This is a genomic window from Cryobacterium levicorallinum, assembly GCF_004402405.1.
Classification (GTDB): Bacteria; Actinomycetota; Actinomycetes; order Actinomycetales; family Microbacteriaceae; genus Cryobacterium; species Cryobacterium levicorallinum.
The window spans coordinates 1-24,658 of record NZ_SOFE01000009.1 but is presented as its reverse complement, the minus strand read 5'-3'; the positions used below and the strand labels follow the sequence as shown (position 1 = coordinate 24,658).

The following is a 24,658-nucleotide window of genomic DNA, read 5'->3' as shown; positions in this document are numbered from 1 at the left end:
GCTCGGTTACCGCCGGCCGAATGAAGTCCACTACGGTTATCAACAGCCAGCATTGGCAGCGTAGAAGAATCCACTAATTCCGCTGTCCGAAATACCCGCGGCAGGCCATGACCCCGCTCTGCAAGATACCTTGCCAAGCGCTTCAAGCGTCGTGTCATCCCAAGTGGCCAAACTCCGGTGTGCGGTGTGCGGACGATCACGAGTCGTAGGTTGGTCTTCCCAGCGTCAGGCCTGCACATCTCCGCGCCATCCGACATCGTCGGTTCCCTTCGCCTCGATGAACTCCTTAAAGTTCGTGAGGTCTTTCTTAATGGCGTGGTCGTCGATACCGAGAGCGGCCCCAGCCTTCTCAAGCAACCCTGTCGCTTCCCAATCAAGCTGAACCGTCACACGCGTCTCGTTCGCAGCCAACTTATGGAACGTGACAACTCCCGCGTGGTCGACCTGGCCGCCGGTACTGTTCCAGGCAACACGCTCGTCGGGGTGCTGCTCAGTTATCCGAGCCTCAAACGTGCGCTCCACGCCGCCAATTTTAACCTTCCACTCTGTGAGAGTGTCGGTTACTTGCATGATGGATTCAACAAAACTCAAAAACTTTGGAAACTCCTCGAATTTTGTCCACTGGTTGTACGCGACGGTAACGGGAACGTTGACGTCGACAGTCTCGATGGCGTTGGGCATGATGACCTCCTAATGCGAATTCAACGGATGAAAGAGTTTCTGCAACCCCATTCACCGTACCGAAGGGTTATCCAAGGTCAACCCGGGTAAGGAAAAACTCGCAGGAACGAGAAGGTACCCGTGCGCGGAACCTCAGCAGCGTGAACATGCGATGGGACGGGCTAAACGACGGTCGAGGGAGACTCTTTAGAATCCCTCTCGGTCCCCGGGCGAAGCGCGACCAAAATGCGCTTCAGATCGATGACGATCGCGGCCGTCGGGCTGAGCGATGTCGCCCCGACACCCAACTCTTGCATGCCGTGCAGAATCGCCTCGACTGCCGCTACGGCGGCATCAAAGGGTGCGCTATCACGCGGGCCGTCGTCCGTGGCACGCAAGGTTTCCGCGACCGCGTGCAGGGCATCGCTAAGAACCGGCCGCAGTTCGGGCGGCAGCTCAAGGGGAATCGGTTTACCCCAGATCATGCCCGCAAAAACCTCTGTCAGGTTGCGCACGTGGAAGGTGACGTTCTCCAGGGCCGCGAGGTCCTCATAGTCAACAACAAGATTTCTGCGGTTGAAACGAGCGCGAGGGTTACCCTTACGACTCTCGTCGGCGTGTTGCACAGCCGACCGGACGTCTCGGGCCGCGTCGGTGAGTGCGTTACCCCTGGTCGCCCAGAGTTCACGCTCCGGAGGCCAACTCTCGACCAAGGCCACGCCGATATCGCTGAGGTGTGTGGCGAGGGTGCCTCGAAAACTGGTCAACCGCTCGACAGCCGTGCCGATGGTGAGCGGCGGCAAAATTAGCAGGTTGACCAAAAGCCCCACCACTATTCCCAGACAGACTTGGGCGAGATAACCGACCGAGTAATCATCGGCTTCCGGACCGCCGATGATGAGAACGAAAAGAGCAGTCAGCGGTACTTGTTCTCCGCCCACACCAAGCCATCGCATTCCTCCGATAAGAGAGCCAAGGCCGATAACCAGCGAAATCGTCCACACGCTGGGCTCGCTCAGGAGAAGCACGGCCCCAGCGAGGGCGATTCCGACGGCCAGCCCAGCGAGGGTTTGTAAAGCGCTGCGGAGCGAACGCATAAGCGTGGGGTGCATGCTCAAAAGTGCGCCCAGCGGCGCGTAGTACCGCAATTCCTGAGCGTCTCCAGGGAGGAAAGGGGACAGCGTCCAGGCAATCGCCACAGCAACAGCGATCTTGGTGACCTGGAGGAATCGCGGAGGTTGAAGACGACGGACCAACGCCAGCCGTGATGCGTTCCCCGGGAAAATCGTTCTCGGCATCGTCTAAGTCTCTTCTGCGGCAACGGAGAGTTGGGATCCGCTCGCCCCGCAGGTTAAGCGCGGAGGCTGGCGAGGCGCTGGGAAACATCCGACAAGAAAAACGTTCCCGCAGCAGACCGGTACGGAGCTGTGGAATTTTCGGAGGGGATGTCCACTTTCGTTCACGCCGTGTCCGACCGTTCAGACGCTGCCGCCGTCGCGCATCTCCTTCCCTGGTGTTTTTTGTTGTCCACAACAGGGCTGAGTTCTCACTTGGTTCATGCGCGGCATTCGTGTGGCGCCGGCCAGCCTCCATCCTGTGACACGGAGCTGTCTGTGATCTGGCTTGCGGTGTTGTTGGCATCTGTCAGCTCATGCAGGTATTCATGGAGCCTGCCAACGCTGACCGGTGAGCTGCGGCCACCATCACACACCCAAGCCATTTTGTGAACACAGCACCGCCGCTGAGCTTGTCATCGTCTGGGTCAGATAATGCTTCGTTGTAGGTGGAGGCGATGACAAGCAGGTTTTCTCCGCATTCGATGTCGCTAATGCTGAGCATGACGTCGCCGGCATCGGTGACGATGCCCGCGGAGCACATTTCGCCGTCACCAGCAAACGTCGATAGCTTCCCTGCCTGACTTCTATCGGCAGGGAAGCTATCGAATATCCTGCCAAATACCAGTGTGAGGATCTCGGAAGAAAGCAGGGGGATCGGGGGGTTTCGCTGTCATGACAGTTTCAGGCGCGGCAGACGCTCGGCGGAACAGACTGTGCGCCCATCGAATTCAGCTTCGAGCTCAACAGCTTCGAACGTCGTAGCGCTGATGTTGGTGCCTGTGGCTTTGAGCATTGCGGTCGATTCACTACTGGTCAGCGCCTGCACCTCACCCATTTCACTCTGCAGTACGTCGTGCCGTCAGGCCCGTCGTCGACACTGTCGCCCAGCCACAGACCGTGAATGACTCGACCTGCGCAATCCACCGGATCCACGAGGACGGCGGGTAGCTGACCGCGCTCATTCACGCTGACGAGAACGAAAACCGGCAATTTCACAAATCGGCGTCGTAATGTCACGATCACTTTATTCATACAGCTCCTTGAGAGCCAATGCCTCCTATCAACAATATGCAGCCCACAAGGAACAGCAGGACCCCAGTTCGGGCACATCGTGTCTGTAGCCAACACAAGACACCAAAGAACAGAATCTTCCCAGCAGCGCCGCCATATTAGATCCGAAAGCCCCAAGAAACTGCCCACTGACGGCCATTAGAAACCAAACGAGGGGTATTCCCGACGGGCCGGGTGTGTCTCGTTGACGGTGTTTCCGGCGTTTTTCATTAGTAGGTTTCTGCGTTCGGCCAGCGGTCGTGGAAGGTGATGGCGAAGGCGTTGAGAGCTGGCTTCCACCTCATCGTCCAACGAGCTCGGCCCTCACCGGTGGGATCGAGACTTCGCGTGACCAGATACAAGCATTTTAGAGCGGCCTGCTCGGTGGGGAAATGCCCTCGAGCACGCACCGCCCGCCGGTACCGGGCATTGAGTGACTCGATCGCATTCGTGGAGCAGATCACCTGGCGGATCTCGGGGTCGTAGGACAGGAACGGGGTGAACTCTTCCCATGCCGATTCCCATAACCGGATGATCGCACCGTATTTCTTTCCCCAGATCTCGGTTAGATCATCCAGCGCTGCCCGTGCGGCGTCGACGGTTGGAGCGGTGTAGATCGGTTTCACCGCTCGTTTCATCGCATCCCAATCCTTCTTCGAGGACAGCTTGAACGTGTTCCGAATGAGGTGAATGATGCACGTCTGCACCGTGTCAACGGCCACACGTTCCCGACAACTTCGGGCAGCCCTTTCAAACCGTCACAGACCAGGAAGAACGTGTCGGTCACACCACGATTTTTGATGTCCGTCAGCACAGACATCCAGAACTTAGCGCCCTCACCGCCAGTGCCGGCCCACAACCCGAGAATGTCTTTCTCGCCGTCCAGGGTCACGCCGATGGCCGCGTAGATGGGCCGGTTGGCGACCTGCCCGTCCCGAATCTTCACGACGATCGCGTCGACCCCTAGAAACTGCCCGCCGTTCAAGGGGCGGGACTGCCACGTTTGCATCTCCTCGATCACCTTGTCCGTGATGCGAGAGATCGTCTCTTTGGAGACCTGCGCACCGTAGATCTGGTTGAAGTGCGCGCTGATCTCCCCGGTCGTGAGGCCGCGGGCATACAACGACAGCACAATCTCATCGACCCCGGTCAAACGGCGTTGTCGTTTCGGCACGATCACCGGAGTGAACGTGGCGTCCCGGTCACGAGGCACCTGGATGGTCACCGGCCCCGTCGAGGGGCTGATCACCGTTTTGGGCCGAGTCCCGTTGCGCACGTTGGATTCGTCACGCTCGTCCGGGGCACGGTTCTTCTCATGACCAAGATGCTCAGTCATTTCCTCGTTCAGAGCCGTCTCCAGGAACGTTTTCGTGAACTGGCCCAGCAGCCCATCAGGACCGTCCAGAGCCAGGCCCTGCTCCTTGGCCAGGCGCACCCATTCCTTCGCCGCCAACGCCTCACGGGTGGGCTCATTTTTCGTCTTCTTCGTCACAGCATCAAGTGTCGTCATCACGGCACCTTTCCCGCCAGACCCACGTCCAGCGCGTCAGGCCGGCAACACCGTTTAAGAGACAGTCCCTTTCCCGGCTGATCCCAAACTCTCGAGCAAGAACAGATTTCGGTACGCCGGCGGCAGCCTTCTCGCGCAGCTCTGCCGCACGGGCCGTGTCCAGTGACGGGGTACGGCCGCGCGCTTCTTGGCCAGGGTCATGCCCTCGCGTTGGCGTTCACGGATCAAGGCACGCTCGAACTCAGCGAAAGCTCCCATGACGTTCACAAGGGTGAATCGGCGCGGTCGGAACGGGTGCGCTGCTCGCGTTCACTCGTGCGTGACTGGTTCAGGTCGGCCCGCAGCGGGGTGAGTGTGTCGTCGCGGCGCTCGTGTACCGCGTGTGCTGCCTCGTCGGAGCACGCACGCGGGTCGTTTCTGTTTGGTTGGACGGCGTGACCCACGCCACGAGCCTGTTCGTCGTATCATCATCGCTGTCGGCTTACTTATCACCGCGTCGGGTCGGCACTCCGGGACATCGAAGCTGGCCGCACTGGGTTCGATGATGAGCTACTAGAGCACCTGCACGCCTGGCCCGCTTCTGTGATGTTGGCCCGGACGATCGTGCTGTTCGCTGCATCCGTCGCCCGTGTCTGGTTAGCTGGCTGGGTCGGTGATGAAACCTTCGTCGATCATCCAGGCGTAGGCCACATTGGCGGGTTCGTCGCCGTCGACGTCAACTTGACGGTTCATGCCGCGCAGAACCTCGTCGGTGAGATTCGGTGATATCTCGGCGAAGATCTTTTCCAGGCCGGGGTGGGCCTTGATTGTTTCGGTGAAGAAGATCGGTGCCACGTTGTATGCCGGGAAGAACGCGCGGTCGTCGGTCAAGACGGTGAGGTCGAGCGCGTCGAGGCGACCGTCGGTCGTGAAGACTTCGCCGAAGTTGCAGGCGCCGTTGTCGGTTGCGCTGTAGATGGCGCCGGTGTCATAGATGCCGATGTTACTGTCGGGCACGCCGTGGGCGGTGCCACGTTCCAGTCCGTAGTGGGCGAGCATGGGGTTCAACCCGTCCGGCCGGGAGTTGAATTCGGCTTCGATGCAGAAGGTGCGATCCGCGACCGGCAACGCGGCAAGTTCGGACATGGCCGTGATGTTGCCGAGGTTGGCGACTGACTCACTGCGCACGGCGAGGGCGTAGGTGTTGTTCATCGGTGCTGGCGCGCCCCAGGTGACACCGTTTTTGATGTCGAGGTCGTATACGGCTTGCCACATTTCGTCCTGGTCAGTGATCACTTCAGCCTGGCCGAGGTAGGTCAACCATGCGGTTCCGGTGTAATCCCAGAGCACGTCGGCCTGGCCAGAGAGAAGTAGCTCGCGGGCCGGCTGGCTGCCGGGCACGTTACTGAGGTCTGTGACGTCGAATCCTGCGGCGGTCCCGGCGAGGACGGCGATTTTGCCGAGCAGGAGCTGCTCGGTGAAGTTCTTGGACGTGACTGTGAGGTTGACGCCGTCGGCGCCGTCGAGCGGGGTGATCGACCCAGGTCCGACCGCGGGAACGTATGAGGTCGCCGGCTGCAGTCCGCAGCCGGTCAAGGCGACGGCGGACAGGGCGAGGATACCCGTGGCGAGGCCCCAGCGGCCGAGGGGCCCGCGGTGGGCGCGAGGACGGGTTTGGGAAGAGGTTCGGTACATCTAGAGTCCCTTCGGGCGGGCGACGTGTTCTACGACACGGCCGACCCAGTCGATGAGGAGGGCGAGCAGCGCCACGAGCAGCGCTCCGGTGACGAGCACGGGGGTGAGGCTGAGGTTGACGCCGGTGGTGATGAGGATGCCGAGTCCGCCGCCGTTGACGAATGTGGCTAGGGCTGCGGTGCCGACTAGTAGAACGAGGGCGGTACGCACGCCCGACAGCATGACTGGTACGGCGAGGGGGAGCTCCACCCGAAAGAGCACCGCTGTGGAGCTCATGCCCATGCCTCGTCCGGCTTCGATGAGGCGGGCGTCGACCTGCTGGAGGCCAACCATGGTGTTTCGCAGCACCGGGAGCACCGCGTAAAGCACGAGGCTCAGCGTCGCCGCCCAGAAGCCGAAGCCAACCCAGAACGCGAGCAGCACGACGACGCCGATTGCGGGGGCGGCTTGCCCGACGTTGGCGATGGCGAGCACCGGAGCGGTCAGAAACCGCAGGGGCCGGCGGGTCAGGGCGATTCCCAATGGAATCGCGATGACCAATACGATTACCGCGGCGAGGAGGGTGAGCTGGATGTGCTCCACGGTGTAAACCCAGAGCGCGTCCGGGGCGAGGGTGGTCAGTTCGATCGGCGACAGGTTGGCCGTCAGTAGCCAGATGACGAGCGCGAAGAACGCGAGCAGGATACCGGCCAGCTGGTAGACCAGTCCCCGCCAGGATTGCCACACTGCGCGAGCCTGACTGACCGGCACGGCTGGCGCGGCCGGGTCGCCAGGCGTTTCGACGGCGGAGTCGCCGCCGGCGATGCCGGCTTCTGCTTTCAGGGTGCGGGTGCTCATTGGCTGGCCCGCGCGTCGGTGCCGTTGCTATTGGTCTCGCTCAGGTCGGCGTCGGCGGCAGGCTCCTGTGCTTGGAACACGCCGGTGTTTAGTCCGACGGGTGCCTGGTCCGATTCGAGTACGGCAGCGGTTTGTGACCGGGTGATGGCGTCCATGACGGTTTGTACGTCGATGACGCCCTTGAACATGTCGCGGCGGCCGGTGACGAGCGCAGCTCCGGCGCTGGAGACGAGCATCGTGTCGAGTGCGTCGTTGAGCGTGGCACGGTAGCCGACGACGGGGAGTTTTGGGTCGGGAACGTTGCTGATGACGTTGAGGCGGCCGAGTTTGCGGCGGGAGAGCCACTGGATGGGACGGTGACGTTCATCGACGATGACCGCGTGGCCGTGGCCGGCGTCGATGAGGCGGGCCAGGACATCCGCTGCCTGTTCGCCGGGGTTTCCCACGACGGCGTCGCCGAACCCGACCTCTGCCACCCGGGTGAGTGTGAGCTGTTTGAGGCCGGCGCCGGACCCGATGAAGTTTTCGACGAATTCGTTGGCCGGGTCACCGAGGATGCGTTCCGGGGTGTCGTATTGTTCGAGCTGGGCGCCCTCGTTGAAGATGGCGATCCAGTCGCCGAGCTTGACGGCTTCGTCGAAGTCGTGGGTGACGCAGACGATGGTCTTCTGCAGTTCTTCCTGGATGTTGAGCAGTTCGTCCTGCAGGCGTAGGCGGGTGATCGGGTCGACGGCGCCGAAGGGCTCGTCCATGAGTAGCACGGGCGGGTCGGCTGCGAGGGCGCGCGCCACGCCGACGCGTTGCTGCTGACCGCCGGATAGTTCCTTGGGGTATCGGTTTCGGTAGAGCGCCGGGTCGAGGGAGACGAGCTCGAGGAGTTCGTCGACGCGGGCCGCGATGCGGGCTTTGTCCCAGCCGAGCATTTTCGGTACGAGGCCGATGTTGGTGGCCACGGTCATGTGGGGAAAGAGCCCTCCGGCCTGGATGACGTAGCCGATGCCTCGGCGCAGGGTATCGCCGTTCATATTGGTGACGTCGTCACCGTCGACGACGATACGGCCTTCGGTCGGTTCGATGAGTCGGTTGATCATTTTCAAGGTGGTGGTCTTGCCGCAGCCTGAGGGGCCGACGAGCATGACAATCTTGCCGGCTGGGATCTCCATGGTCAGACCGTCGACGGCGGGGCGCGCCTGCCCGGGGAAACGCTTGGTGACGTGGTCCAGCAGGATATTCGCACCGGTGATGCCGGTCGGGGAATCTTCGGTGCTGATGGATTCGGTGCTGGTGGATGCAGTGAGTTCAGACACGGATACCTCGGGGTGTGGTCAGGCGGCCGAGGCCGACGAGAAGAAGATCAAGAATGAGGGCGAGCACGACAACGCCGATGACGCCCGTCAGCACCGACTTGAGGGAGTTGGCACCGCCGAGGCGGGACAGACCGGAGAAGATGAATCCGCCCAGGCCTGGGCCGAGGGAATATGCGGCGATCGCGGCGATTCCCATGACCATTTGCGCGGATACCCGAATGCCTGTGAGGATGATCGGCCACGCCATTGGCAGTTCCACCTGCAGGAGCGTGCGAAATCGGCTCATGCCGAGGCCGCGGGCGGATTCCACGATCGACGGCGCAATACCCGACAGGCCCACGACCGCATTGCGCAGAATAGGCAGCGTAGCGAAGAACGCCACGACAATGACGGCCGGAGTGACGCCGAAGCCGAGCGGCGCAATGAGCAGCCCGATGAAAGCAAACGATGGAATAGTCAAGCCAATGGCCGACACCGAGTTGGCGATCCCGGTGAGCGCGGAACTGCGATAGACGGCGGCGGCCAGCACGACGGCGATAACTGTCGCCAAGATCAGGCACTGTACGACGAGGCTGAAGTGCTGCCAGCTGCTGAACAGGATCTGCTCATACTGAGCCCCTAGAAAATCCCACACATCAAAACCTCTTCGCTTCGATCACACATCGATTCACCGCCACCGGCACGGGCGCAACTGGAGGCGCCGATGCGGAACTAGATGGGGACGCAGGCGGAGAGCCGTAGGCGAAGGTGAACCTCCAGTCTTGCACGGCCGCACTCCCCTCTGGGCGCAGCGCGACGTCACGGTTCGATCACGTGCGCCGATCCCCCCGCGAATGAGGACGGCGAACTCAACCGGTCGTCGCAACACTCCCGTTTGTGAGGTGTGGACGAAGTCTCGATCGGTGTGTCATGGCTGCCGACACCGCGCCGCACAGCGGCTCGATCAGGATCCGACCTTCGTGACAGCCGCTTGGTCGCTTGGTCGCTTGGTGCATGCTTGCGCTTCTCTCGTTCTGCCGTTCTGCCTTTAGTTCCCGAGGAGTCTGACGCTCATTCCGGCCCGACTTCGATGCGATAGCACAAGCATTGACCAAGAGAGCGGACGCGCAGGGGCGTTGATTGTGGGCGCTAGATCCTGTGCAGGGCTTGTTCCCTTCTACCGGCGTTAGAATCGTCCTCCGAGCGATAATCATCGGGGTATAGGAGGTAAGGGGTCCGCCTTACATTCCGCGGCGAATAAAGTCGGCCATGCGCTCCCCGACGAGAACGGCGGTCGCGGCCGGTCCGCGCACGGGCGTGGTCGGCAGGATCGAGGTGTCGGCGACACGCAACCCCTCGACACCGTGCACACGCCCGTATTGATCGACGACGGCCCCCGGATCATCTGCTGGCCCAAACCGTGCACTGCCGCACAAGTGGATAGCGGTGCCGAGGTGGGAGCGCAGCCAATCATCGAGCAGTTCATCGCTCTCGAGCACAGTGTCGGTCAGTTCGGTCAATCGCTTAAACAGGTGTTTGTAGGCATCTGTTCGCAGCAACCCTACCGCAACCCGCACAACTTCGCGCATGCGTTCAAGGTCGCATTCGGTCGAAAGGTAGTTGTAGTCGATGCGCGGTTGCACGTCTGGGTCGTCCGACTCAAGGCTGATACGTCCACGCGAAGTCTCTGACTGAACGGCGACGAGCAGCGCGAGGTCCCCCCGATAGGCGATCTGGTTCGCGAAACGCCGCATCGACACCCCGCGCATCGCCCGAAGTGATCGAAGCGGACGCCTCGCTGCGGCGCGTACCCCGACCATGATGCCGCGTGCGCTGCCGGTCAACAAATACCCCATCGGTTTAAGCATCGGAAGAATCTCTAAATCTCCCGAACCGGCAGAACCGGTCGCCGTGAAGTTCAGGCACGCCGCCATCGACTGCGACGTGCGGTAGTCAACGATCTGTCGGCGCGGCTGCCACAGCACGGCGATATCCGGGTGATCACTGAAATTCGCCCCGACCCCAAGCAAGTCGCGCACGACTGGAATGTTGAATTGTTCCAGCTGCTCCCGGGGGCCCACCCCTGAGACCAGCAGCAGGTGAGGTGACTTGATCGCGCCTGCCGAGAGCACAATCTCTCGGCCTCGCACCTGAACGATCCCGCCGCCCCGCGCGACCTCAACACCGATAGCTCGCGTTCCCTCGAACAATACACGGCGCACGTAGCTGTCACCCCACACCGTGAGGTTTCTGCGGTGCCGCACCGGATTCAGGTAGGCGATCCCGGTGTTCTGACGCACGCCGTCGAGCGTGTTCATCGGGAGCGGTCCGTGTCCCGGCATGCCCTGGTCGTTCTTGTCAGGTTCGTCGGCGAAGCCCAGTTCTGCGGCCGCCGCGCGAAAAGCGACGGTCACCGGATGGTCCTGCGGGGGCCGACCGACGACCATCGGCCCCGAACCACCGTGAACGGCAGTCTCGCCATATTGCAAGTCGGTTTCAATCCGGCGATAAACGGGCAAGACCTTCTCCCAAGCCCATTCGGGTGCCCCGACCGACCAGGAATCGAAGTCGGCCTTTCTGGCGCGAATGAAATATGCGCCGTTGATCGTCGAAGATCCGCCGAGGATCCGGCCGCGCGCGATTGAGTAGGGCAGTTTCGGTGTGAGATTGCCCGTGAACGACCAATTCTGCGGATGTCCCGGCATTGCTCCCTGCACGGTTCCAGCATCGAGTAACTCGGGCGGGAATCCGGCGGCGGACCGCGGCACCGGTCCTGCCTCAAGGAGCAGCACCCGCCTCTCGGGATCTTCACTCAGTCGGGCTGCGAGTGGGGCTCCGGCCGCGCCAGCACCGACCACGATCACGTCATAGTTCACATTCGTCAAGTCCGACACCGGCACCCGTGGGTTCATGCCCGCCCTCCGGGTTCAACTGTTGGTAATTCACCCGACGTGAAACCCTCCTTAAGCAGGAGCAAGGCCGACTCGAGCAGCTCAATGAGGTTGGAGCCGTCAGTTCTGAGCCACTGCTCGTACGCGGCGAGCGATGCACCGAGGAATACCCAGCCGATCACCGTCGGTTCGATCGCGTCAACAGCGACTCCCAAGCGGCCAGCCGCGAAATCCGACACCACAAAGCGCCACTCGGCATATCGCAGTGTGGAGTGCGCCACGAGCGCAGGAACGTTCAGCAACAGGTTCATCCGCTCGCGATGAAAGGGGACTTCTTCTGACGGAAATCGATTGAATTCGACGACCGCCCGGGCGAGCGCATCGACGAGAGACACGGTCGTGTCCGTAGCAGCGAGGAACGCGCGCATACGCGCGAGTTCAGCGTCAAAGTCACCCCAGGGCAGGTCGTTCTTGGAGGGAAAGTAGCGAAACAGGGTTCGACGCCCGATTCCGGCGGCGGTGGCAATGTCGTCGACGGTCGTCTGGTCGAAACCACGCTCGAGAAAAAGCCGAAGTGCTACGTGGCTCAGGGCGGCGCGGGTCGTCAGTGGCTGTCGGCCCATTCGCGGTGCCACAGAACACTCATTCATTTGTTCTCATCCCTATACTTTCGGCACTGAGTGCCACTAGTCTGGTGCATGCATGAGACTTTCGCCACCGATGTCGATTTCTATCGCAAGGAGAACCGCATGGTTTCCGCAAAAAAAACCAGCCCCACCGAATCCGCAACCACCGGCCCTGAACAATCCGCGGGGTCCGATCTCGAATCCGACACCCTGGTCGAGGAGATCTCGATCGACGGCATGTGCGGCGTCTACTAAATCGCTGACATGCCAGGCCTGGATCTTGACCGTGGATGGGATCTCCATCCCCAAGTATCTGTTCGCCCGGAGCCGTTCGGTGCGCTGCTCTACCATTTCGGTACCCGCCAGCTCTCATTCCTAAAAGATACGACGCTTCTCGCCGTCGTGAGGACTCTCGCCGACGTACCTTCTGCCCGTGCAGCGTGCACGGCCGCGGGCATCGCTGAGAGTGATCTGCCCCGCTATCAGCGTGCTCTCGGCACCCTCGCGAAATCCTCCATGGTCGTTGAAAGGACCTCATGACGCTCCTCGATGCACCCCGAACGTCCCCGTTCGTTCTCGCCCCGAAAGATACTCCCCGAAAGACCGAGCGTCTCGTCGATCTCTTCGAATACGGCCTTGACGCCCCCATCTGTCTCACCTGGGAACTGACCTACGCCTGCAATCTGTCCTGTGTTCACTGCCTCTCGAGTTCTGGGCGCCGCGATCCTCGCGAGCTGACGACGGCAGAAGCGAAGGCAGTCATCGACGAGTTCGAGCGGATGCAGGTCTTCTACGTCAACATCGGCGGCGGCGAGCCGACTGTGCGTCCCGATTTCTGGGAACTCGTCGACTACGCATCAGAGCACCACGTCGGAGTCAAATTCTCCACCAACGGAGTGAAAATCTCCCCGGACATTGCCCAGCGTCTCGTCAGAAGCGATTACGTCGACGTGCAGATCTCGCTCGACGGCGCAACAGCGGAAGTCAACGATCATGTGCGCGGCCCCGGCTCCTACGCCACGGCTATGAAAGCCATGCAGAACATGTATGAAGCAGGCTTCAAGGGATTCAAGATCTCGGTCGTCTGTACGAGCCAGAACATCAGCCAGCTCGACGATTTCAAGGCCATCGCCGACAAGTTTGACGCTCAATTGCGGCTCACCCGCCTGCGCCCCTCTGGTCGTGGAGCGGACGTCTGGGACGAACTGCACCCGACCCAAACGCAGCAGCGCGAACTCTACGACTGGCTCGTCGCACACGGAGATGGTGTGCTCACCGGAGACTCGTTCTTCCATCTCTCTGCTTTTGGAGACGCACTGCCCGGCCTTAACCTGTGCGGCGCAGGTCGTGTTGTCTGCCTCATAGACCCCGTCGGGGACGTCTACGCGTGCCCCTTCGCCATTCACGAAGAGTTCCTCGCCGGCAATGTGCGTTCAGAGGGCGGCTTCCAAGAGGTCTGGCAGCACTCGGAACTCTTTCTCAAACTGCGCGAACCGCAGTCGGGTGGAGCGTGCACCTCATGCGCGTTTTTCGACACTTGCAAGGGCGGCTGCATGGCCGCCAAATTCTTCACTGGATTACCGCTGGATGGTCCCGACCCGGAATGCGTCCAGGGCTACGGCGAAGAGTTGCTAAAGAACCGCAAGGGCAAAGCGGTGGAGCTTCCAAAATCGTCAATCGTCGACCACTCCCACCGCACTACCCGAGCCGGACGCGAAGGAATGGGCCCGGTACAGCTCACACTGAGCCGTCGCGCCGGGATGGTTCCAGTGAACGCCAGCGACTGCGAAGTCAGTCCCCTCGTCGGGTTCACGCCCGAACAACCACCGGCAGGAGCTTGTGACGAGAGCCCACTGGCCGGGATGAACCTGCTCGCAACTACGCAATCCAGCTGCGCCGGGGAGAGCTGCGGAGAAGGAACGTGCGGCTGTAGTTAGAGTTCACAACCCAGAGAGACTTAACAAACGCCCGGTGCCCTTGCGACAGAGAGTCGGTGGTCTTCAACGAAAAAATGCTTTATCAAGGATCGGAACGCGCGACTGCTTCGGCGAACGTGGGGTTCTGAGCCGTGAGGTGCAGCACGACGCAGCCGCAAAATACACCTTTTGATCGGATGCCGCGCCGCTGCGATGCCGTGTCGGTTTCAGTCGACTGTTTAGAACCTGAACATCAAAATGAGGAGGAAACCATGGGAAGAGTAGAAGGCAAAGTCGCATTCATCACCGGTGCAGCCAGAGGCCAGGGGCGTAGTCACGCTATCCGACTGGCACAAGAAGGCGCAGATATCATCGCGATCGATGTCTGTGAGGACATTCCCGGAGCGCCCTATGCCGGGGCCACGGAAGAAGATCTGGCCGAGACCGTTCGTCAGGTCGAGGCACTCGATCGTCGCATCATCGCTACTAAGGCGGATGTGCGCGATTTTGACGCCCTGAAATCCGCAGTGGATGAGGGTGTCGCGCAGCTCGGACGCCTCGACATCGTGTCGGCCAACGCCGGCATCGTAACCGACATGGCACCCACCGAGGAGCTATCGGAGGAGATCTGGACCGACATGATCAACGTGAACCTGTCCGGTGTCTGGCGCACCACAAAAGCAGCAATCCCGCACATCAAGGCGGGCGGGCGCGGTGGATCCATCATCCTGACCAGTTCCAACGCCGCTTTGATGGTTTATCAGAACCTTGCTCACTACACCGCAGCTAAGCACGGTGTCGTGGGACTCATGCGAACGCTGGCCCTTGAACTGGCACCACACATGATCCGTGTGAACAGTATCCATCCGACGCAGGTTAACACCGACATGATCCAGAACGAGGCAATCTACAAGCTATTCCGCCCTGACCTGAAGAACCCCACCCGCGAAGACTTCAAGACTGCATCGGTTGCTATGCAGGCGCTGCCGATTCCGTGGCTGGAAGCAATTGATATTTCCAATGCGTTACTGTTCCTGGCCTCCGACGAGGCTAGATACATCACCGGCGTTACCCTGCCTGTCGACGCGGGCGGCAGCATCAAGTAAGAATATTCGTTTCACAACTCGACGAGGAGAAGAAGATCATGGGAAGAGTAGAAGGCAAGGTAGCGTTCATCACCGGTGCCGCTAGAAGTCAGGGGCGCAGTCATGCGCTGCGACTGGCCCAGGAGGGCGCGGACATCATTGCGGTCGACATCGTCGGTCCGGTCGGGTCGGTGCATGCATACCCAATGGCCACCGCAGAGGATCTGGCCGAGACCGTGCGTCAGGTGGAAGCATTGGATCGCCGCATCATCGCTACACAGGCCGATGTACGTGACTCAGCAGCGCTAAAAGCGGTGATGGACGATGGAGTCGCTCAGCTCGGACGGCTCGATATCGTGTCGGCCAACGCGGGAATCTTTCAGATGTCCCCGGCGCTCGAGCTTGACGATGCCGCATGGCAGGAAACCATCGACATTAATCTGACTGGCGTCTGGAACACCTGCAAGGCGGCCCTACCGCATCTCATCGAAGGCGGACGAGGCGGGTCGATCATTCTTACCAGTTCGACTGCGGGGCTCAAAGGACTCGCTAACACCGTCCACTACACAGCGGCCAAGCATGGGGTCGTCGGCATCATGCGGACGCTTGCCAACGAGTTCGCTCAATACTCAATTCGAGTGAACTCGGTGCATCCCACAACGGTCAACACGATCATGATCCAGAACGAAGACGTTTGGGGGTTGTTCGATCCGGCTAATCCGAACCCTACCCAGGAATCGGCGGTCGAGGCTTTTAAAAGTCTCAACGCCCTGCCAGTCTCTTGGGTGGAATCGGTCGACATCAGCAACGCGGTATTGTTCCTAGCCTCCGACGAGGCGAGGTTCATCACCGGAGTCACCCTCCCCGTGGACGCGGGCAACCTCGGCAAGTAACCAATCGACGCGGGGCGATGCACTGAGCACCGCCCCGCAATCTACGAAAGAAAAGAGACAGATATGGGAAACCTTGACGGCAAAGTCGCCTTCATCACCGGCGCAGCCAGAGGGCAGGGCAGAAGCCACGCCATTCGCCTGGCGAAGGAGGGCGCCGATATTATCGCGATCGACCTCTGCGAAGGTGTCGACAGCGTCACCACATTCTATGAGCCAGCAACGGCCGAAGACCTGGCGGAGACTGTGCGGCAGGTCGAGGCTCTCGATCGGCGTATCGTGGCGAAACAGGCGGACGTGCGCGATATCGACGCGCTGACCAAGGCCGTGGACGAGGGCGTCGCAGAATTGGGACGGCTCGACATCATCGTCGCCAACGCGGGAATTTTCACCTTCGGATCGGACACCCAGAAGATCGAAGAGCAGTCCTGGAAAGACCTTATGGACATTAACCTGACCGGGGTATGGCACACCTACAAGGCGGCTGCCGACCATTTGATCGCATCCGGTGCTGGTGGATCGGTCATTATTATCTCCTCACTGGCCGGATTCAAGGGACTCGCCAATGTCGCCGCCTATACGACTACCAAGCACGGCATCGTCGGGCTGATGAAGGTGCTCGCCAATGAACTCGGTCCTCACGGAATTCGGGTCAATACGATCCACCCGAACTCGATCGACACGAAGATGGTGAAGAACAGCAACACCTACAAGCTGTTCCGCCCAGACCTTGACGATCCTCAGGCCGAGGATGCCGAACCCGCATTCGCCGGGTTGAACCCTATGGGCAAGGCTTGGATCGAGCCAATCCACGTGTCGAACGCGGTCGCCTGGCTCGCCTCCGACCAGTCATACTACGTCAGCGGAGGCCAGATACCAGTCGACGGCGGAGCATCCATCAAGTAAACCAGCCCTGTGCCAGATGAAGGAGAACACGTGGCACCCACCAGCACCATCGTCGACACCCAGAAACGGGTAGCAGCACACCTCGTCGGCCGGGAGCGTGAGATTGAACTCACGCTCGCGGCCGTCGCAGCCAACCGCGACATCCTGCTCGAGGGGCCACCGGGGACTAGCAAAACCACCATACTGAAAGCCATCACCGAAGAATGGGGTATCCCCTTGCTCTTCGTCGAGGGCAATGCCGACCTCACCCCAGCCAAACTCGTTGGTCACCACAATCCCGCGCGGGTGCTGCGGGAGGACTATAGCTCCGACAACTTCGTGGCCGGGCCCCTCATCGAAGCGATGCAACGCGGCGGGTTCCTCTATATAGAGGAGTTCAACCGGGCACCGGAAGACACCCTCAACACACTGCTCACCGCGATGGCTGACCGCGCCATCGCCGTGCCCCGGGTCGGCACCATCGTCGCGACGCCGACCTTCCGAGTAGTTGCGTCGATGAACCCCTATGACAACGTTGGCACGACGCGGTTGTCGACGAGCGTGCACGACCGCTTGAACCGACTCACGATCGGCTATCAGGATGAGCCGGCCGAACGCGGAATCGTCACGCTTCGCACCCAGGCCGACGGTGATCTCGCCAATCACCTCGTTATCGATGCGGTATCCGTCACCCGGGCAACGCGGCGTCACCCGGATGTGCGCCAAGGAAGCAGCGTGCGCGGCGCGATTGACTGTGTCCTCGTCGCGCTGCAACTCGCACTGCTTCGGCACCTGACTTCACCACTGGATGATGCGTACCGCGAACTCGTCTATGACGCCATGACTGTGACCCTGTCCGGTCGCATTCATCTGGACGAGGCCGCGGAGAGCTCGCCCGAGCGTGTGCTTCGCGAGATCTGGGAAGATCATTTCATTCTGGAACCGGCTATTGCAGAGCCAGGTTGAAGGGAGGTCGACGCGGATACACCCATTTCGAGGCCGGACCGCCAGAAACGGGCCAGAGCAGCGTTGGGTCGCAAGCCGAAGCAGCTCACGGAGGATCCGGTGGTCTTTGAGCCCGGCGGCGCGGGGAGCGCAGGCATGGTGTTGCGCGCGCAGGCCATTGGGCGCGGTCCCGCGCCCAAATCGTCCCCGGGGACCACTGAAGCGGGAAACACCGACGAAATTGGTGAAATAGTGCTCGGCGGCGCCGATGCAGTCGGTATCGATCCCACCGTGCGCGAGCGAGCCCGACAGATAGCTGCGAGGCTGGCTATCCCTCGACCAAGAACAGACTCGCTGGCGCACCGAGGTTCGGGCAAACTCGCGAGTCTGCCCTATCGAGCCGGATCGGACGAAATCGACCTCGACCGCACAATCGAGATACTCGCCGAACACCCAATTCCAGAAGACGAAGACATCATCGTGCGGGAGCGCATTCGCACCCGCCGGTCGGTGGTGCTGCTCGTCGATGTGTCCGGATCAATGAAGGGCGAGCGAGTGCAGACCGCCGCCGCGACGGTCGGTGCCCTCGCGGGTGAACTCCAACACGATTCCCTGGCCGTCATCGCATTCTGGTCAGACGCGGCCATCCTGCTCAGTCTCGGCCGAGAGGTGAAGCCGATGGATCTGCTCGATTCCATCTTGCAGATGCCCGCCCGCGGACTCACGAACATCGCCTTCCCACTCGAACTCGCGGCGCGTCAGCTGGCGCAGGTACCAACCCGGGAGGCACGCGTGATCCTATTGTCGGACTGCGTGCACAACGCAGGTCCGGACCCGCGGGAGAACGCGGCGCGACTGGGGCGACTCGACGTGCTCATCGACGTGAGCGGTGAGAAAGACATCGAACTCGGCCGGCAGCTCGCGACTTCCGGACATGGGACCGCCCATCTTGTGCGCACTCACCGCGATGTTGCTCCGGCTCTCGGCCGACTCTTTAGAACCTAAACCGACAACTAGAAAGCAGGAATTCCCATGGCGAAAAATGCGTGGTTCGAAACCGTTGCCGAGGCACAGCGACGAGCCAAGAGCGCGCTTCCCTCGTCGGTGTACGGCGCTCTCGTTGCGGGGTCTGAGCGTGGGTTGACCATTGACGATAATATGGCAGCGTTTGGTGAATTGGGGTTCTCCCCACATGTCGCCGGGCACCAGGCAGTGCGCGACCTCACGACAACCGTGATGGGCATACCCATTTCTTTGCCGGTCATCATCTCTCCCACAGGTGTGCAGGCCGTGCACCCCGACGGTGAAGTTGCCGTTGCCCGAGCATCCGCAAATCGCGGCACCATCATGGGCCTGAGCTCGTTCGCGAGCAAGCCCGTTGAAGACGTGATCGCTGCCAACCCCAACACGTTCTTCCAAATGTACTGGTCAGGCTCGCGGGAATCGATGGTGCAGCGAATGGACCGGGCCCGGTCCGCCGGCGCCAAGGGACTCATCGCCACCCTCGATTGGTCCTTCTCCAACGGCCGCGACTGGGGCAGCCCGCAGATACCAGAGAAGATGAGCCTGAAGACAATGATCAACTTCGCGCCGAACGTGCTCCCCCACCCACAATGGCTCCTACGCTTCGCGAAGTCCGGACATATCCCCGACCTCACCGCTCCCAATCTCACTCCTCCCGGAGGCACTGCACCAACATTCTTCGGCGCCTACTACGAGTGGATGCAGACGCCACCACCCTCCTGGGAGGACGTCGCCTGGATGCGCGAAACCTGGGGAGGCCCCTTCATGCTCAAGGGCGTCACCCGCATTGACGACGCCCACCGAGCCGTCGACGCGGGTGTAATGGCCATTTCCGTGTCCAATCACGGCGGCAACAACCTCGACGGAACACCGGCGACGATCCGTATGCTCGCGTCGGTCGTCGAAGCCGTTGGCGGCGACGTGGAAATTGTGCTCGACGGTGGCATCCGTCGGGGCAGCGACGTCGCCAAGGCCCTCGCGCTTGGCGCGCGCGCGGTCATGATCGGCCGCGCTTACCTGTGGGGCCTCGCCGCGAACGGCCAGGCCGGAGTCGAGAACGTACTCGACATTCTGCGTGGCGGACTCGACTCCGCGGTTCTCGGCCTTGGCCATGATTCAATCCACGAGCTCTCACCTGCAGACTTCTACATCCCGCCGACGTTCTCGCGCACCCTGGGAGCGACACTGAGCAACGTCGACGCTACGACCCGGCACTGACCGCGCCACGATTAACCGTGTCACCGCCACTGCGGCGGCGCCCGGTACTTTTTGGGGCCAGACTTGAAGTCGAACGAGGGGGTACACGTGGATGGTGAATTGGCGTACAGCACCTGGCCAGCGCTGTCGCCTACTCCAGTCGTGCTCGTGCCCCTTGGCTCGACGGAGCAGCACGGACCACACCTGCCGTTCTCCACCGACACCATAATCGCCTCGGCGGTGGCAGAGCGAGTCGCCACGGATCTGACCATCAGGGGGCATTCGGTCGTCGTCGCCCCCGCCCTGCAGTACGGGGCGAGTGGTGAGCATCAGAATTTTCCGGGAACCGTGTCGATCGGCACCGAAGCGCTCACGATAGTCGTGATCGAGCTGGTGCGCTCGCTGTCGACCTGGGCTGGTCGCATTGTGCTCGTCAACGGCCATGGTGGAAACCTTGCTGCGCTCACCGCATCCGTTTCTCTGCTTCGGGGCGAAGGTCACACTGTCGCTTGGGCTCCCTGCACGGTTGCCCGGGGAGATGCCCATGCCGGAATCACCGAGACATCGATTCTGCTGCATCTCGACGCCAAGTTGGTCGACCTGGCATCGGTTGTGCCTGGCGCGACGACGCCGATGTCTGCGCTTTTTGGCCGGCTCGCGGTGGAGGGCGTGCGGGCGGTGTCGCCGACCGGGATTTTGGGCGACCCGACCGGAGCCACCGCCACGACTGGTGCTGCCCTCATAGCTGAGATGTGCGACGGTGTGCAGCGCCGGATCCTCGGCGAGTCCATCGACCCCCGCGGTTGCCTCCGCGACCCCGACCGGTGCACAGTACCGGCACCTGTCGCCACGGAAGATCGAGCATGAAGCCGCCCGCTGCTCTGCTCCCACCCGGTTTCACGGTCGAACTCAACCGCACGGTCACAGTGCGTGACCAAGGCCGATCCTTGGTCGGAGGCTCCCCGACCCGCGCAATCTATCTCTCCCGGGCCGCCGTCAGAATGTTCGCCGGGCGCCGGCTGGCCGTCGACCGTGCCGGCTCGGGTGCCCTCGTGGACAAGCTGCTCGAAATTGGCATGGCCGATCCGGTACTCGACACGCTCCCGGCAGCGGATGAGAGCGACGTCACTTACGTGATTCCAACCTACGGTCGGCCGCAATCCCTCGACCGCCTCCTAGCGAGCATTGGGCCACACAAATCCGTCATCGTCGTCGACGATGCTTCGCCCGATCCAAGCGAGGTGAAAAAGATCGCCGCCGCAGCGGGAGCCCGTTTCATCGCTCTGCCCGAGAATTTGGGTCCGGCCGGCGCACGTAATGCGGGGCTGCGATTGGTGCAGACGACCTATGTGGTGTTCGTTGACAACGACATGGTCGTCACCGACGGTGCTGTAGCAATATTGCTCCGGCACTTCGTTGATCCAAGGGTTGCCCTCGTCGCCCCGCGAGTGATCGGACTCCAGCTGTCGACCCGAGTCAACTGGATCTCTCGTTACGAGGACGCACGGTCATCGCTCGACCTCGGACCGACTCCCGCCACGGTACGGCCTCGCGCGCGGGTGTCGTGGGTGTCAACGGCTTTCGTCGTAGCCCGTGTCGAAGCCCTCGGCGCCGGGTTCAGCGACGGTATGCGAGTCGGCGAAGACGTCGACCTCGTTTGGACACTCGTCGAACAGGGCTGGAGGGTGCGCTACGAACCGGCCGCGACGAGCGCCCATGAACACCGAGTCACGTTTCCCGACTGGGCCAAGCGCAAAGCGTTCTATGGCACGGGCGGCCACGCACTGGCACTCCGACATCCAGGCAACATCGCCCCGGCGATCCTCGCGCCCTGGAGCGTCGGCGTCATCGTGGCGGTGCTCGCCCAGCGGGCCTGGTCGGTTCCTCTCGCCCTCGGAATTTCGGCCGTTGCTGCAGTGCGCATCTCGCGCAAGCTATCCCGCCATGAGCATCCGCTGCGTATCGGTATCGAGCTGACAGCCACCGGCGTCGCCGCATCGGTTTCGCAGACGATGGCCCTGCTCACGCGGCACTGGTGGCCAATCGCGGTGCTCGGCAGCATCATCTCCCGACGGGTACGCCGGGCAACGATCGCCGCCGCCATACTCGACGTCGTCCTCGACTACCGACGCACAAAACCGCAACTCGACATCGTGCGCTTCGGGATCGCACGCCGAGCCGACGACCTCGCCTACGGGACAGGTCTCTGGCTCGGCGCGCTCCGCGGGCACTCAACGGCGGCGCTCCGTCCCGACATCCGCGGACATCGCTAGCTATTCGATCACGCCGGAGCGCCGCAACTCGTCGACGAAAGCCTTGGCCCCTTTCGACCCCCCGATCCTGCCGATACCGACCGCCTCGCACTGCCGCTTGAACAACGGCGGATTGGTCACGTCCAGTATCTCTGTGGGGTGTGTCCACGTCCGGTTTCTACCACTGGGCAATCCGGCCGCAGTCCGCAACTGCGGCCCGCCGAGAGGCTCTAATCTCCCGCATTCAACACTTCTTCGAGGAGTCCGACGGCACCTACGGATACCGCCGAATCCACGCCGACCTCGCCGCGGAGCAGACCGAGTGCTCGCCCGAGCTGGTGTGGCAGCTCATGCGCCAGATCGGCCTCGTAGCCTGCCAGCCACGGCCCTTCCGCATCACGACGGAGGCCGATGCCGAGGCGGCGGCGAGCATGCCCGACCTCGTCAAACGCGACTTCGCCGCCGACCGTCCCGGAGTGAAGTTCGTCGGCGATATTACATACATCCATACCTGGCAAGGATTCATCTATCTGGCCACCGTCATCGACTGCTATTCGAAGAAAGTCGTCGGGTGGTCCATCGCCGACCACATGCGCACCGAACTCGTCGCCGCCGCCCTCCGCAACGCCGCTGCGACGACCCTGATCGAGCCTGACGCGATCTGGCACTCCGACCGCGGCAGCGTCGGCGGATTCAACTGGTCGAAGCAACACCGGCCTGTTCGGTCAATAGTACGTGCTCTGCCCACACCTCGGCGGGGGTTCTCCAGCCAAGGATTTTGCGTGGTCGGTTGTTGAGCGTTAGAGCAACGGCGTCGAGTTCATTAGCGCCCCACCGTGCGAGGTCGGTGCCTTTGGGGAAGTACTGGCGCAGCAGTCCGTTCGTGTTTTCATTTAGTGGTCGTTGCCAGGGGCTGTGGGCATCGGCGAAGTAGACGGCAATCCCGGTCGCCTGCGTGAATTCCACGTGCTGGGCCAGTTCCTTGCCTCGATCCCAGGTCAATGATCGGCGCATCACCGACGGAAGAGCACCCATTTGGATCACCAGCGCCTTCCTCGTGGCCTCGGCCCCATGCCCAGCCAACGCTGGGCCATTCTTGACCCGCCGCTGCACCCCGTAACCTTCCATCGCCGGCAGGTGGATGAGCATTGTGACTTTGGTCGTGCGCTCCACGAGAGTGCCGATCGCCGACCCATCCGTTCCGATAATGAGGTCACCCTCCCAATGCCCAGGGACCTCTCGTGCAGCGACTTCCTCAGGCCGTTTGTCGATCATCACGTCGGTGGTGACGTGGCCGCCCGGCCGGTGCCGCGCCCGGGAGCGCGGGACCCGCAACGACCGCCCTGTTCGCAGATTGGTGACGAGATCGCGGGTGAGTGCGCCCCGGGATTGGACATACAGTGCCTGGTAGATCGCCTCGTGGGAGATCCGCATCGACCGATCGTGGGGATAGTCGATGCGGAGGCGACCAGCGATCTGTTCCGGACTCCACACCGTCGCCCAGCGTCGGTCTTGGCGGTGGGGCTTGTTGCGCCCCTTCCACATTTGGGTCGCCGGTCCGGAGATGGGGACACCGTTGGCGTCTGTGACTGCCCCCGAGAGGCGGTCCTGGACGTAATCGCGCAGCCGGTCATTGGCCAGAAGCTTCACCGTTTTCGGGCGTTGTGCCACGAGTTCTGACTTCCACTGCGCAACAGAGGCCCGATACTCCAGTTTTCCCGCGCGGGTGGCAGCGTTGCGGCGCAACTCGCGCGATATCGTCGACGCAGACCGGCCCATCGACCGGGCAATACCACGCACACTCGTGCCCTGAACCCGCAACAACGCGATTTCCTCCCGCTCAGCAAACGAGAGATAGCGACCAGCCAATGGGGCGAGCGTGAAGGGGGACATACCACCACGATGTCGGAACCAGCGGGCACCGACTGCCTGCGACACGCCAACAGCCGTTGCCGCATTCTCGCTCGAGAGCCCGCGCGCGATCTCGATCCAGAACGCTCGCTCAATCTCCCGCCGATGCGACGGCGCCCCCGGCGACTTCATCGGGGACCTACCCGTTAACTCCTTCATCCAACCTGCGGGACGCCCCATCGAATACCTCCATGATCGGGGTGTTGCGACGACCAGTTGAATCCGCCAGTAGCCGCTCGGGCGGATGGACGGATAAGTCGGTGCCTTTGGGGAAATATTGGCGCAGCAGCCCGTTGGTGTTCTCGTTGGTGCCCCGCTGCCACGGCGAATGCGGATCACAGAAGTAGATAGCCATCTTTGTGGCCAGCGTGATCTGCCGGTGCTAGGCCAGCTCGGTTCCCTGATCCCACGTCAACGTCTTAGCCAAGCGTTCTGGCAGAGTCTGTATGGCTGCCAACAGGCAATCGCGAACCGTGATCGCGCTGTGGTCACCAGGGAGGTGGACCAGCATCGTGAACCGTGTCTGACGCTCCACCAAGGTAGCGATCGCCGACCGGCAGTGTGACCCCAAGATCGGGCAAAGTCAAGTGGTCAGGGCAACGCGGGGGTTTTTGCTTCGAGAAGTAGCTGGTTGAGGCGGTAGGCGGGGGTTTCGAGGTTGAGGGTGGGGCGTGGGCGGCGGT

General features: G+C 61.9%; 23 protein-coding genes and 3 pseudogenes. 12 read left to right on the top strand and 14 right to left on the bottom strand.

The features are described 5' to 3' along the window. Positions 1-225 precede the first annotated feature (225 nt). The 12 genes and pseudogenes from E3O11_RS05090 to mftR form a co-directional block, all read right to left on the bottom strand. The gene (locus E3O11_RS05090; protein WP_092453271.1) at positions 226-681 is read right to left on the bottom strand and encodes an SRPBCC family protein; all 456 of its coding nucleotides are present in this window, start codon (positions 679-681) and stop codon (positions 226-228) included. A 161-nt stretch (positions 682-842) separates the two neighbouring features. Next, positions 843-1,958 (bottom strand): FUSC family protein, encoded by a 1,116-nt coding sequence (locus E3O11_RS05085; RefSeq protein WP_092453269.1) that lies wholly within the window; start codon positions 1,956-1,958, stop codon positions 843-845. Between the two features lie 346 nt (positions 1,959-2,304). Further along, on the bottom strand, positions 2,305-2,499 hold the full coding sequence (locus E3O11_RS05080; protein WP_134495421.1) for a hypothetical protein: 195 nt from the start codon (positions 2,497-2,499) through the stop codon (positions 2,305-2,307). A 168-nt stretch (positions 2,500-2,667) separates the two neighbouring features. Next, entirely contained in the window at positions 2,668-2,832 is a 165-nt protein-coding gene (locus E3O11_RS17530; protein WP_166787491.1) for a hypothetical protein, read from the bottom strand. A gap of 445 nt (positions 2,833-3,277) precedes the next feature. Next, positions 3,278-4,560: pseudogene (locus E3O11_RS05075) on the bottom strand (IS256 family transposase). A gap of 51 nt (positions 4,561-4,611) precedes the next feature. Continuing rightward, a complete protein-coding gene (locus E3O11_RS05070) occupies positions 4,612-4,815 on the bottom strand; it encodes a recombinase family protein (RefSeq protein WP_427846453.1) in 204 nt (67 codons plus the stop codon). A 378-nt stretch (positions 4,816-5,193) separates the two neighbouring features. Continuing rightward, complete coding sequence (locus E3O11_RS05065) at positions 5,194-6,231, bottom strand: glycine betaine ABC transporter substrate-binding protein (RefSeq protein ID WP_092453109.1); 1,038 nt, start codon at positions 6,229-6,231, stop codon at positions 5,194-5,196. Next, on the bottom strand, positions 6,232-7,068 hold the full coding sequence (locus E3O11_RS05060; protein ID WP_092453112.1) for an ABC transporter permease: 837 nt from the start codon (positions 7,066-7,068) through the stop codon (positions 6,232-6,234). After that, a complete protein-coding gene (locus E3O11_RS05055) occupies positions 7,065-8,339 on the bottom strand; it encodes an ATP-binding cassette domain-containing protein (protein WP_241994647.1) in 1,275 nt (424 codons plus the stop codon). Before E3O11_RS05055 ends, E3O11_RS05060 begins: the two co-directional genes overlap by 4 nt. 28 nt (positions 8,340-8,367) lie before the next feature. Continuing rightward, a complete protein-coding gene (locus E3O11_RS05050) occupies positions 8,368-9,009 on the bottom strand; it encodes an ABC transporter permease (protein ID WP_092453118.1) in 642 nt (213 codons plus the stop codon). 586 nt (positions 9,010-9,595) lie between these two features. Then, the gene (locus E3O11_RS05045; RefSeq protein WP_092453121.1) at positions 9,596-11,266 is read right to left on the bottom strand and encodes a GMC family oxidoreductase N-terminal domain-containing protein; all 1,671 of its coding nucleotides are present in this window, start codon (positions 11,264-11,266) and stop codon (positions 9,596-9,598) included. Next, positions 11,263-11,868 (bottom strand): mycofactocin system transcriptional regulator, encoded by a 606-nt coding sequence (gene mftR, locus E3O11_RS05040; protein WP_198415551.1) that lies wholly within the window; start codon positions 11,866-11,868, stop codon positions 11,263-11,265. The genes E3O11_RS05045 and mftR overlap by 4 nt, the downstream gene beginning before the upstream one ends. Before the next feature lie 75 nt (positions 11,869-11,943). On the opposite strand from mftR, the gene mftA reads away from it, so the two are divergent. The 12 genes and pseudogenes from mftA to E3O11_RS04980 form a co-directional block, all read left to right on the top strand. After that, positions 11,944-12,126 (top strand): mycofactocin precursor MftA, encoded by a 183-nt coding sequence (gene mftA, locus E3O11_RS05035; RefSeq protein ID WP_092453127.1) that lies wholly within the window; start codon positions 11,944-11,946, stop codon positions 12,124-12,126. Positions 12,127-12,135: 9 nt separating this feature from the next. Further along, positions 12,136-12,411: a mycofactocin biosynthesis chaperone MftB gene (gene mftB / locus E3O11_RS18545; protein ID WP_092453130.1), complete on the top strand. Its 276-nt coding sequence runs from the start codon at positions 12,136-12,138 to the stop codon at positions 12,409-12,411. Beyond that, positions 12,408-13,808: a mycofactocin radical SAM maturase gene (gene mftC, locus E3O11_RS05025; RefSeq protein ID WP_092453133.1), complete on the top strand. Its 1,401-nt coding sequence runs from the start codon at positions 12,408-12,410 to the stop codon at positions 13,806-13,808. The genes mftB and mftC overlap by 4 nt, the downstream gene beginning before the upstream one ends. A 251-nt stretch (positions 13,809-14,059) precedes the next feature. Beyond that, positions 14,060-14,893, top strand: coding sequence for a mycofactocin-coupled SDR family oxidoreductase (locus E3O11_RS05020; RefSeq protein WP_092338442.1), 834 nt, complete (start codon positions 14,060-14,062; stop codon positions 14,891-14,893). Between the two features lie 38 nt (positions 14,894-14,931). Then, a complete protein-coding gene (locus E3O11_RS05015) occupies positions 14,932-15,765 on the top strand; it encodes a mycofactocin-coupled SDR family oxidoreductase (protein ID WP_146812686.1) in 834 nt (277 codons plus the stop codon). A gap of 63 nt (positions 15,766-15,828) precedes the next feature. After that, positions 15,829-16,668 carry a mycofactocin-coupled SDR family oxidoreductase gene (locus E3O11_RS05010; RefSeq protein WP_092453139.1) on the top strand — a complete coding sequence of 280 codons (840 nt, stop codon included), beginning with the start codon at positions 15,829-15,831 and terminating at the stop codon, positions 16,666-16,668. Between the two features lie 30 nt (positions 16,669-16,698). Then, entirely contained in the window at positions 16,699-17,613 is a 915-nt protein-coding gene (locus tag E3O11_RS05005) for an AAA family ATPase (RefSeq protein ID WP_092453142.1), read from the top strand. A gap of 99 nt (positions 17,614-17,712) precedes the next feature. Beyond that, on the top strand, positions 17,713-18,597 hold the full coding sequence (locus tag E3O11_RS05000; protein WP_198415550.1) for a vWA domain-containing protein: 885 nt from the start codon (positions 17,713-17,715) through the stop codon (positions 18,595-18,597). A gap of 27 nt (positions 18,598-18,624) precedes the next feature. Beyond that, entirely contained in the window at positions 18,625-19,833 is a 1,209-nt protein-coding gene (gene mftD, locus E3O11_RS04995) for a pre-mycofactocin synthase MftD (RefSeq protein WP_092453148.1), read from the top strand. An 87-nt stretch (positions 19,834-19,920) separates the two neighbouring features. Continuing rightward, on the top strand, positions 19,921-20,679 hold the full coding sequence (gene mftE, locus E3O11_RS04990) for a mycofactocin biosynthesis peptidyl-dipeptidase MftE (RefSeq protein WP_092453152.1): 759 nt from the start codon (positions 19,921-19,923) through the stop codon (positions 20,677-20,679). Beyond that, the gene (gene mftF, locus E3O11_RS04985) at positions 20,676-22,085 is read left to right on the top strand and encodes a mycofactocin biosynthesis glycosyltransferase MftF (protein WP_092453155.1); all 1,410 of its coding nucleotides are present in this window, start codon (positions 20,676-20,678) and stop codon (positions 22,083-22,085) included. Before mftE ends, mftF begins: the two co-directional genes overlap by 4 nt. Positions 22,086-22,225: 140 nt before the next feature. After that, positions 22,226-22,750: pseudogene (locus tag E3O11_RS04980) on the top strand (IS3 family transposase); the annotation flags it as partial. Positions 22,751-22,757: 7 nt separating this feature from the next. Here E3O11_RS04980 and E3O11_RS04975 read toward each other — a convergent pair. Continuing rightward, complete coding sequence (locus tag E3O11_RS04975; RefSeq protein WP_166787490.1) at positions 22,758-24,134, bottom strand: IS30 family transposase; 1,377 nt, start codon at positions 24,132-24,134, stop codon at positions 22,758-22,760. Next, positions 24,115-24,549: pseudogene (locus E3O11_RS18055) on the bottom strand (IS30 family transposase); the annotation flags it as partial. The gene E3O11_RS04975 and the pseudogene E3O11_RS18055, both read right to left, overlap by 20 nt. Positions 24,550-24,658: the final 109 nt, after the last annotated feature.

What these genes read in the sequence shown, in the direction of transcription:
- E3O11_RS05090 (WP_092453271.1), bottom strand. Translation starts at nt 681, where the DNA reads ATGCCCAACGCCATCGAGACTGTCGACGTCAACGTTCCCGTTACCGTC.
- E3O11_RS05085 (WP_092453269.1), bottom strand. Translation starts at nt 1,958, where the DNA reads ATGCCGAGAACGATTTTCCCGGGGAACGCATCACGGCTGGCGTTGGTC.
- E3O11_RS05080 (WP_134495421.1), bottom strand. Translation starts at nt 2,499, where the DNA reads ATGCTCAGCATTAGCGACATCGAATGCGGAGAAAACCTGCTTGTCATC.
- E3O11_RS17530 (WP_166787491.1), bottom strand. Translation starts at nt 2,832, where the DNA reads ATGGGTGAGGTGCAGGCGCTGACCAGTAGTGAATCGACCGCAATGCTC.
- E3O11_RS05070 (WP_427846453.1), bottom strand. Translation starts at nt 4,815, where the DNA reads ATGGGAGCTTTCGCTGAGTTCGAGCGTGCCTTGATCCGTGAACGCCAA.
- E3O11_RS05065 (WP_092453109.1), bottom strand. Translation starts at nt 6,231, where the DNA reads ATGTACCGAACCTCTTCCCAAACCCGTCCTCGCGCCCACCGCGGGCCC.
- E3O11_RS05060 (WP_092453112.1), bottom strand. Translation starts at nt 7,068, where the DNA reads ATGAGCACCCGCACCCTGAAAGCAGAAGCCGGCATCGCCGGCGGCGAC.
- E3O11_RS05045 (WP_092453121.1), bottom strand. Translation starts at nt 11,266, where the DNA reads ATGAACCCACGGGTGCCGGTGTCGGACTTGACGAATGTGAACTATGAC.
- mftR (WP_198415551.1), bottom strand. Translation starts at nt 11,868, where the DNA reads ATGGGCCGACAGCCACTGACGACCCGCGCCGCCCTGAGCCACGTAGCA.
- mftA (WP_092453127.1), top strand. Translation starts at nt 11,944, where the DNA reads ATGCATGAGACTTTCGCCACCGATGTCGATTTCTATCGCAAGGAGAAC.
- mftB (WP_092453130.1), top strand. Translation starts at nt 12,136, where the DNA reads ATGCCAGGCCTGGATCTTGACCGTGGATGGGATCTCCATCCCCAAGTA.
- mftC (WP_092453133.1), top strand. Translation starts at nt 12,408, where the DNA reads ATGACGCTCCTCGATGCACCCCGAACGTCCCCGTTCGTTCTCGCCCCG.
- E3O11_RS05020 (WP_092338442.1), top strand. Translation starts at nt 14,060, where the DNA reads ATGGGAAGAGTAGAAGGCAAAGTCGCATTCATCACCGGTGCAGCCAGA.
- E3O11_RS05015 (WP_146812686.1), top strand. Translation starts at nt 14,932, where the DNA reads ATGGGAAGAGTAGAAGGCAAGGTAGCGTTCATCACCGGTGCCGCTAGA.
- E3O11_RS05010 (WP_092453139.1), top strand. Translation starts at nt 15,829, where the DNA reads ATGGGAAACCTTGACGGCAAAGTCGCCTTCATCACCGGCGCAGCCAGA.
- mftD (WP_092453148.1), top strand. Translation starts at nt 18,625, where the DNA reads ATGGCGAAAAATGCGTGGTTCGAAACCGTTGCCGAGGCACAGCGACGA.
- mftF (WP_092453155.1), top strand. Translation starts at nt 20,676, where the DNA reads ATGAAGCCGCCCGCTGCTCTGCTCCCACCCGGTTTCACGGTCGAACTC.
- E3O11_RS04975 (WP_166787490.1), bottom strand. Translation starts at nt 24,134, where the DNA reads ATGAAGGAGTTAACGGGTAGGTCCCCGATGAAGTCGCCGGGGGCGCCG.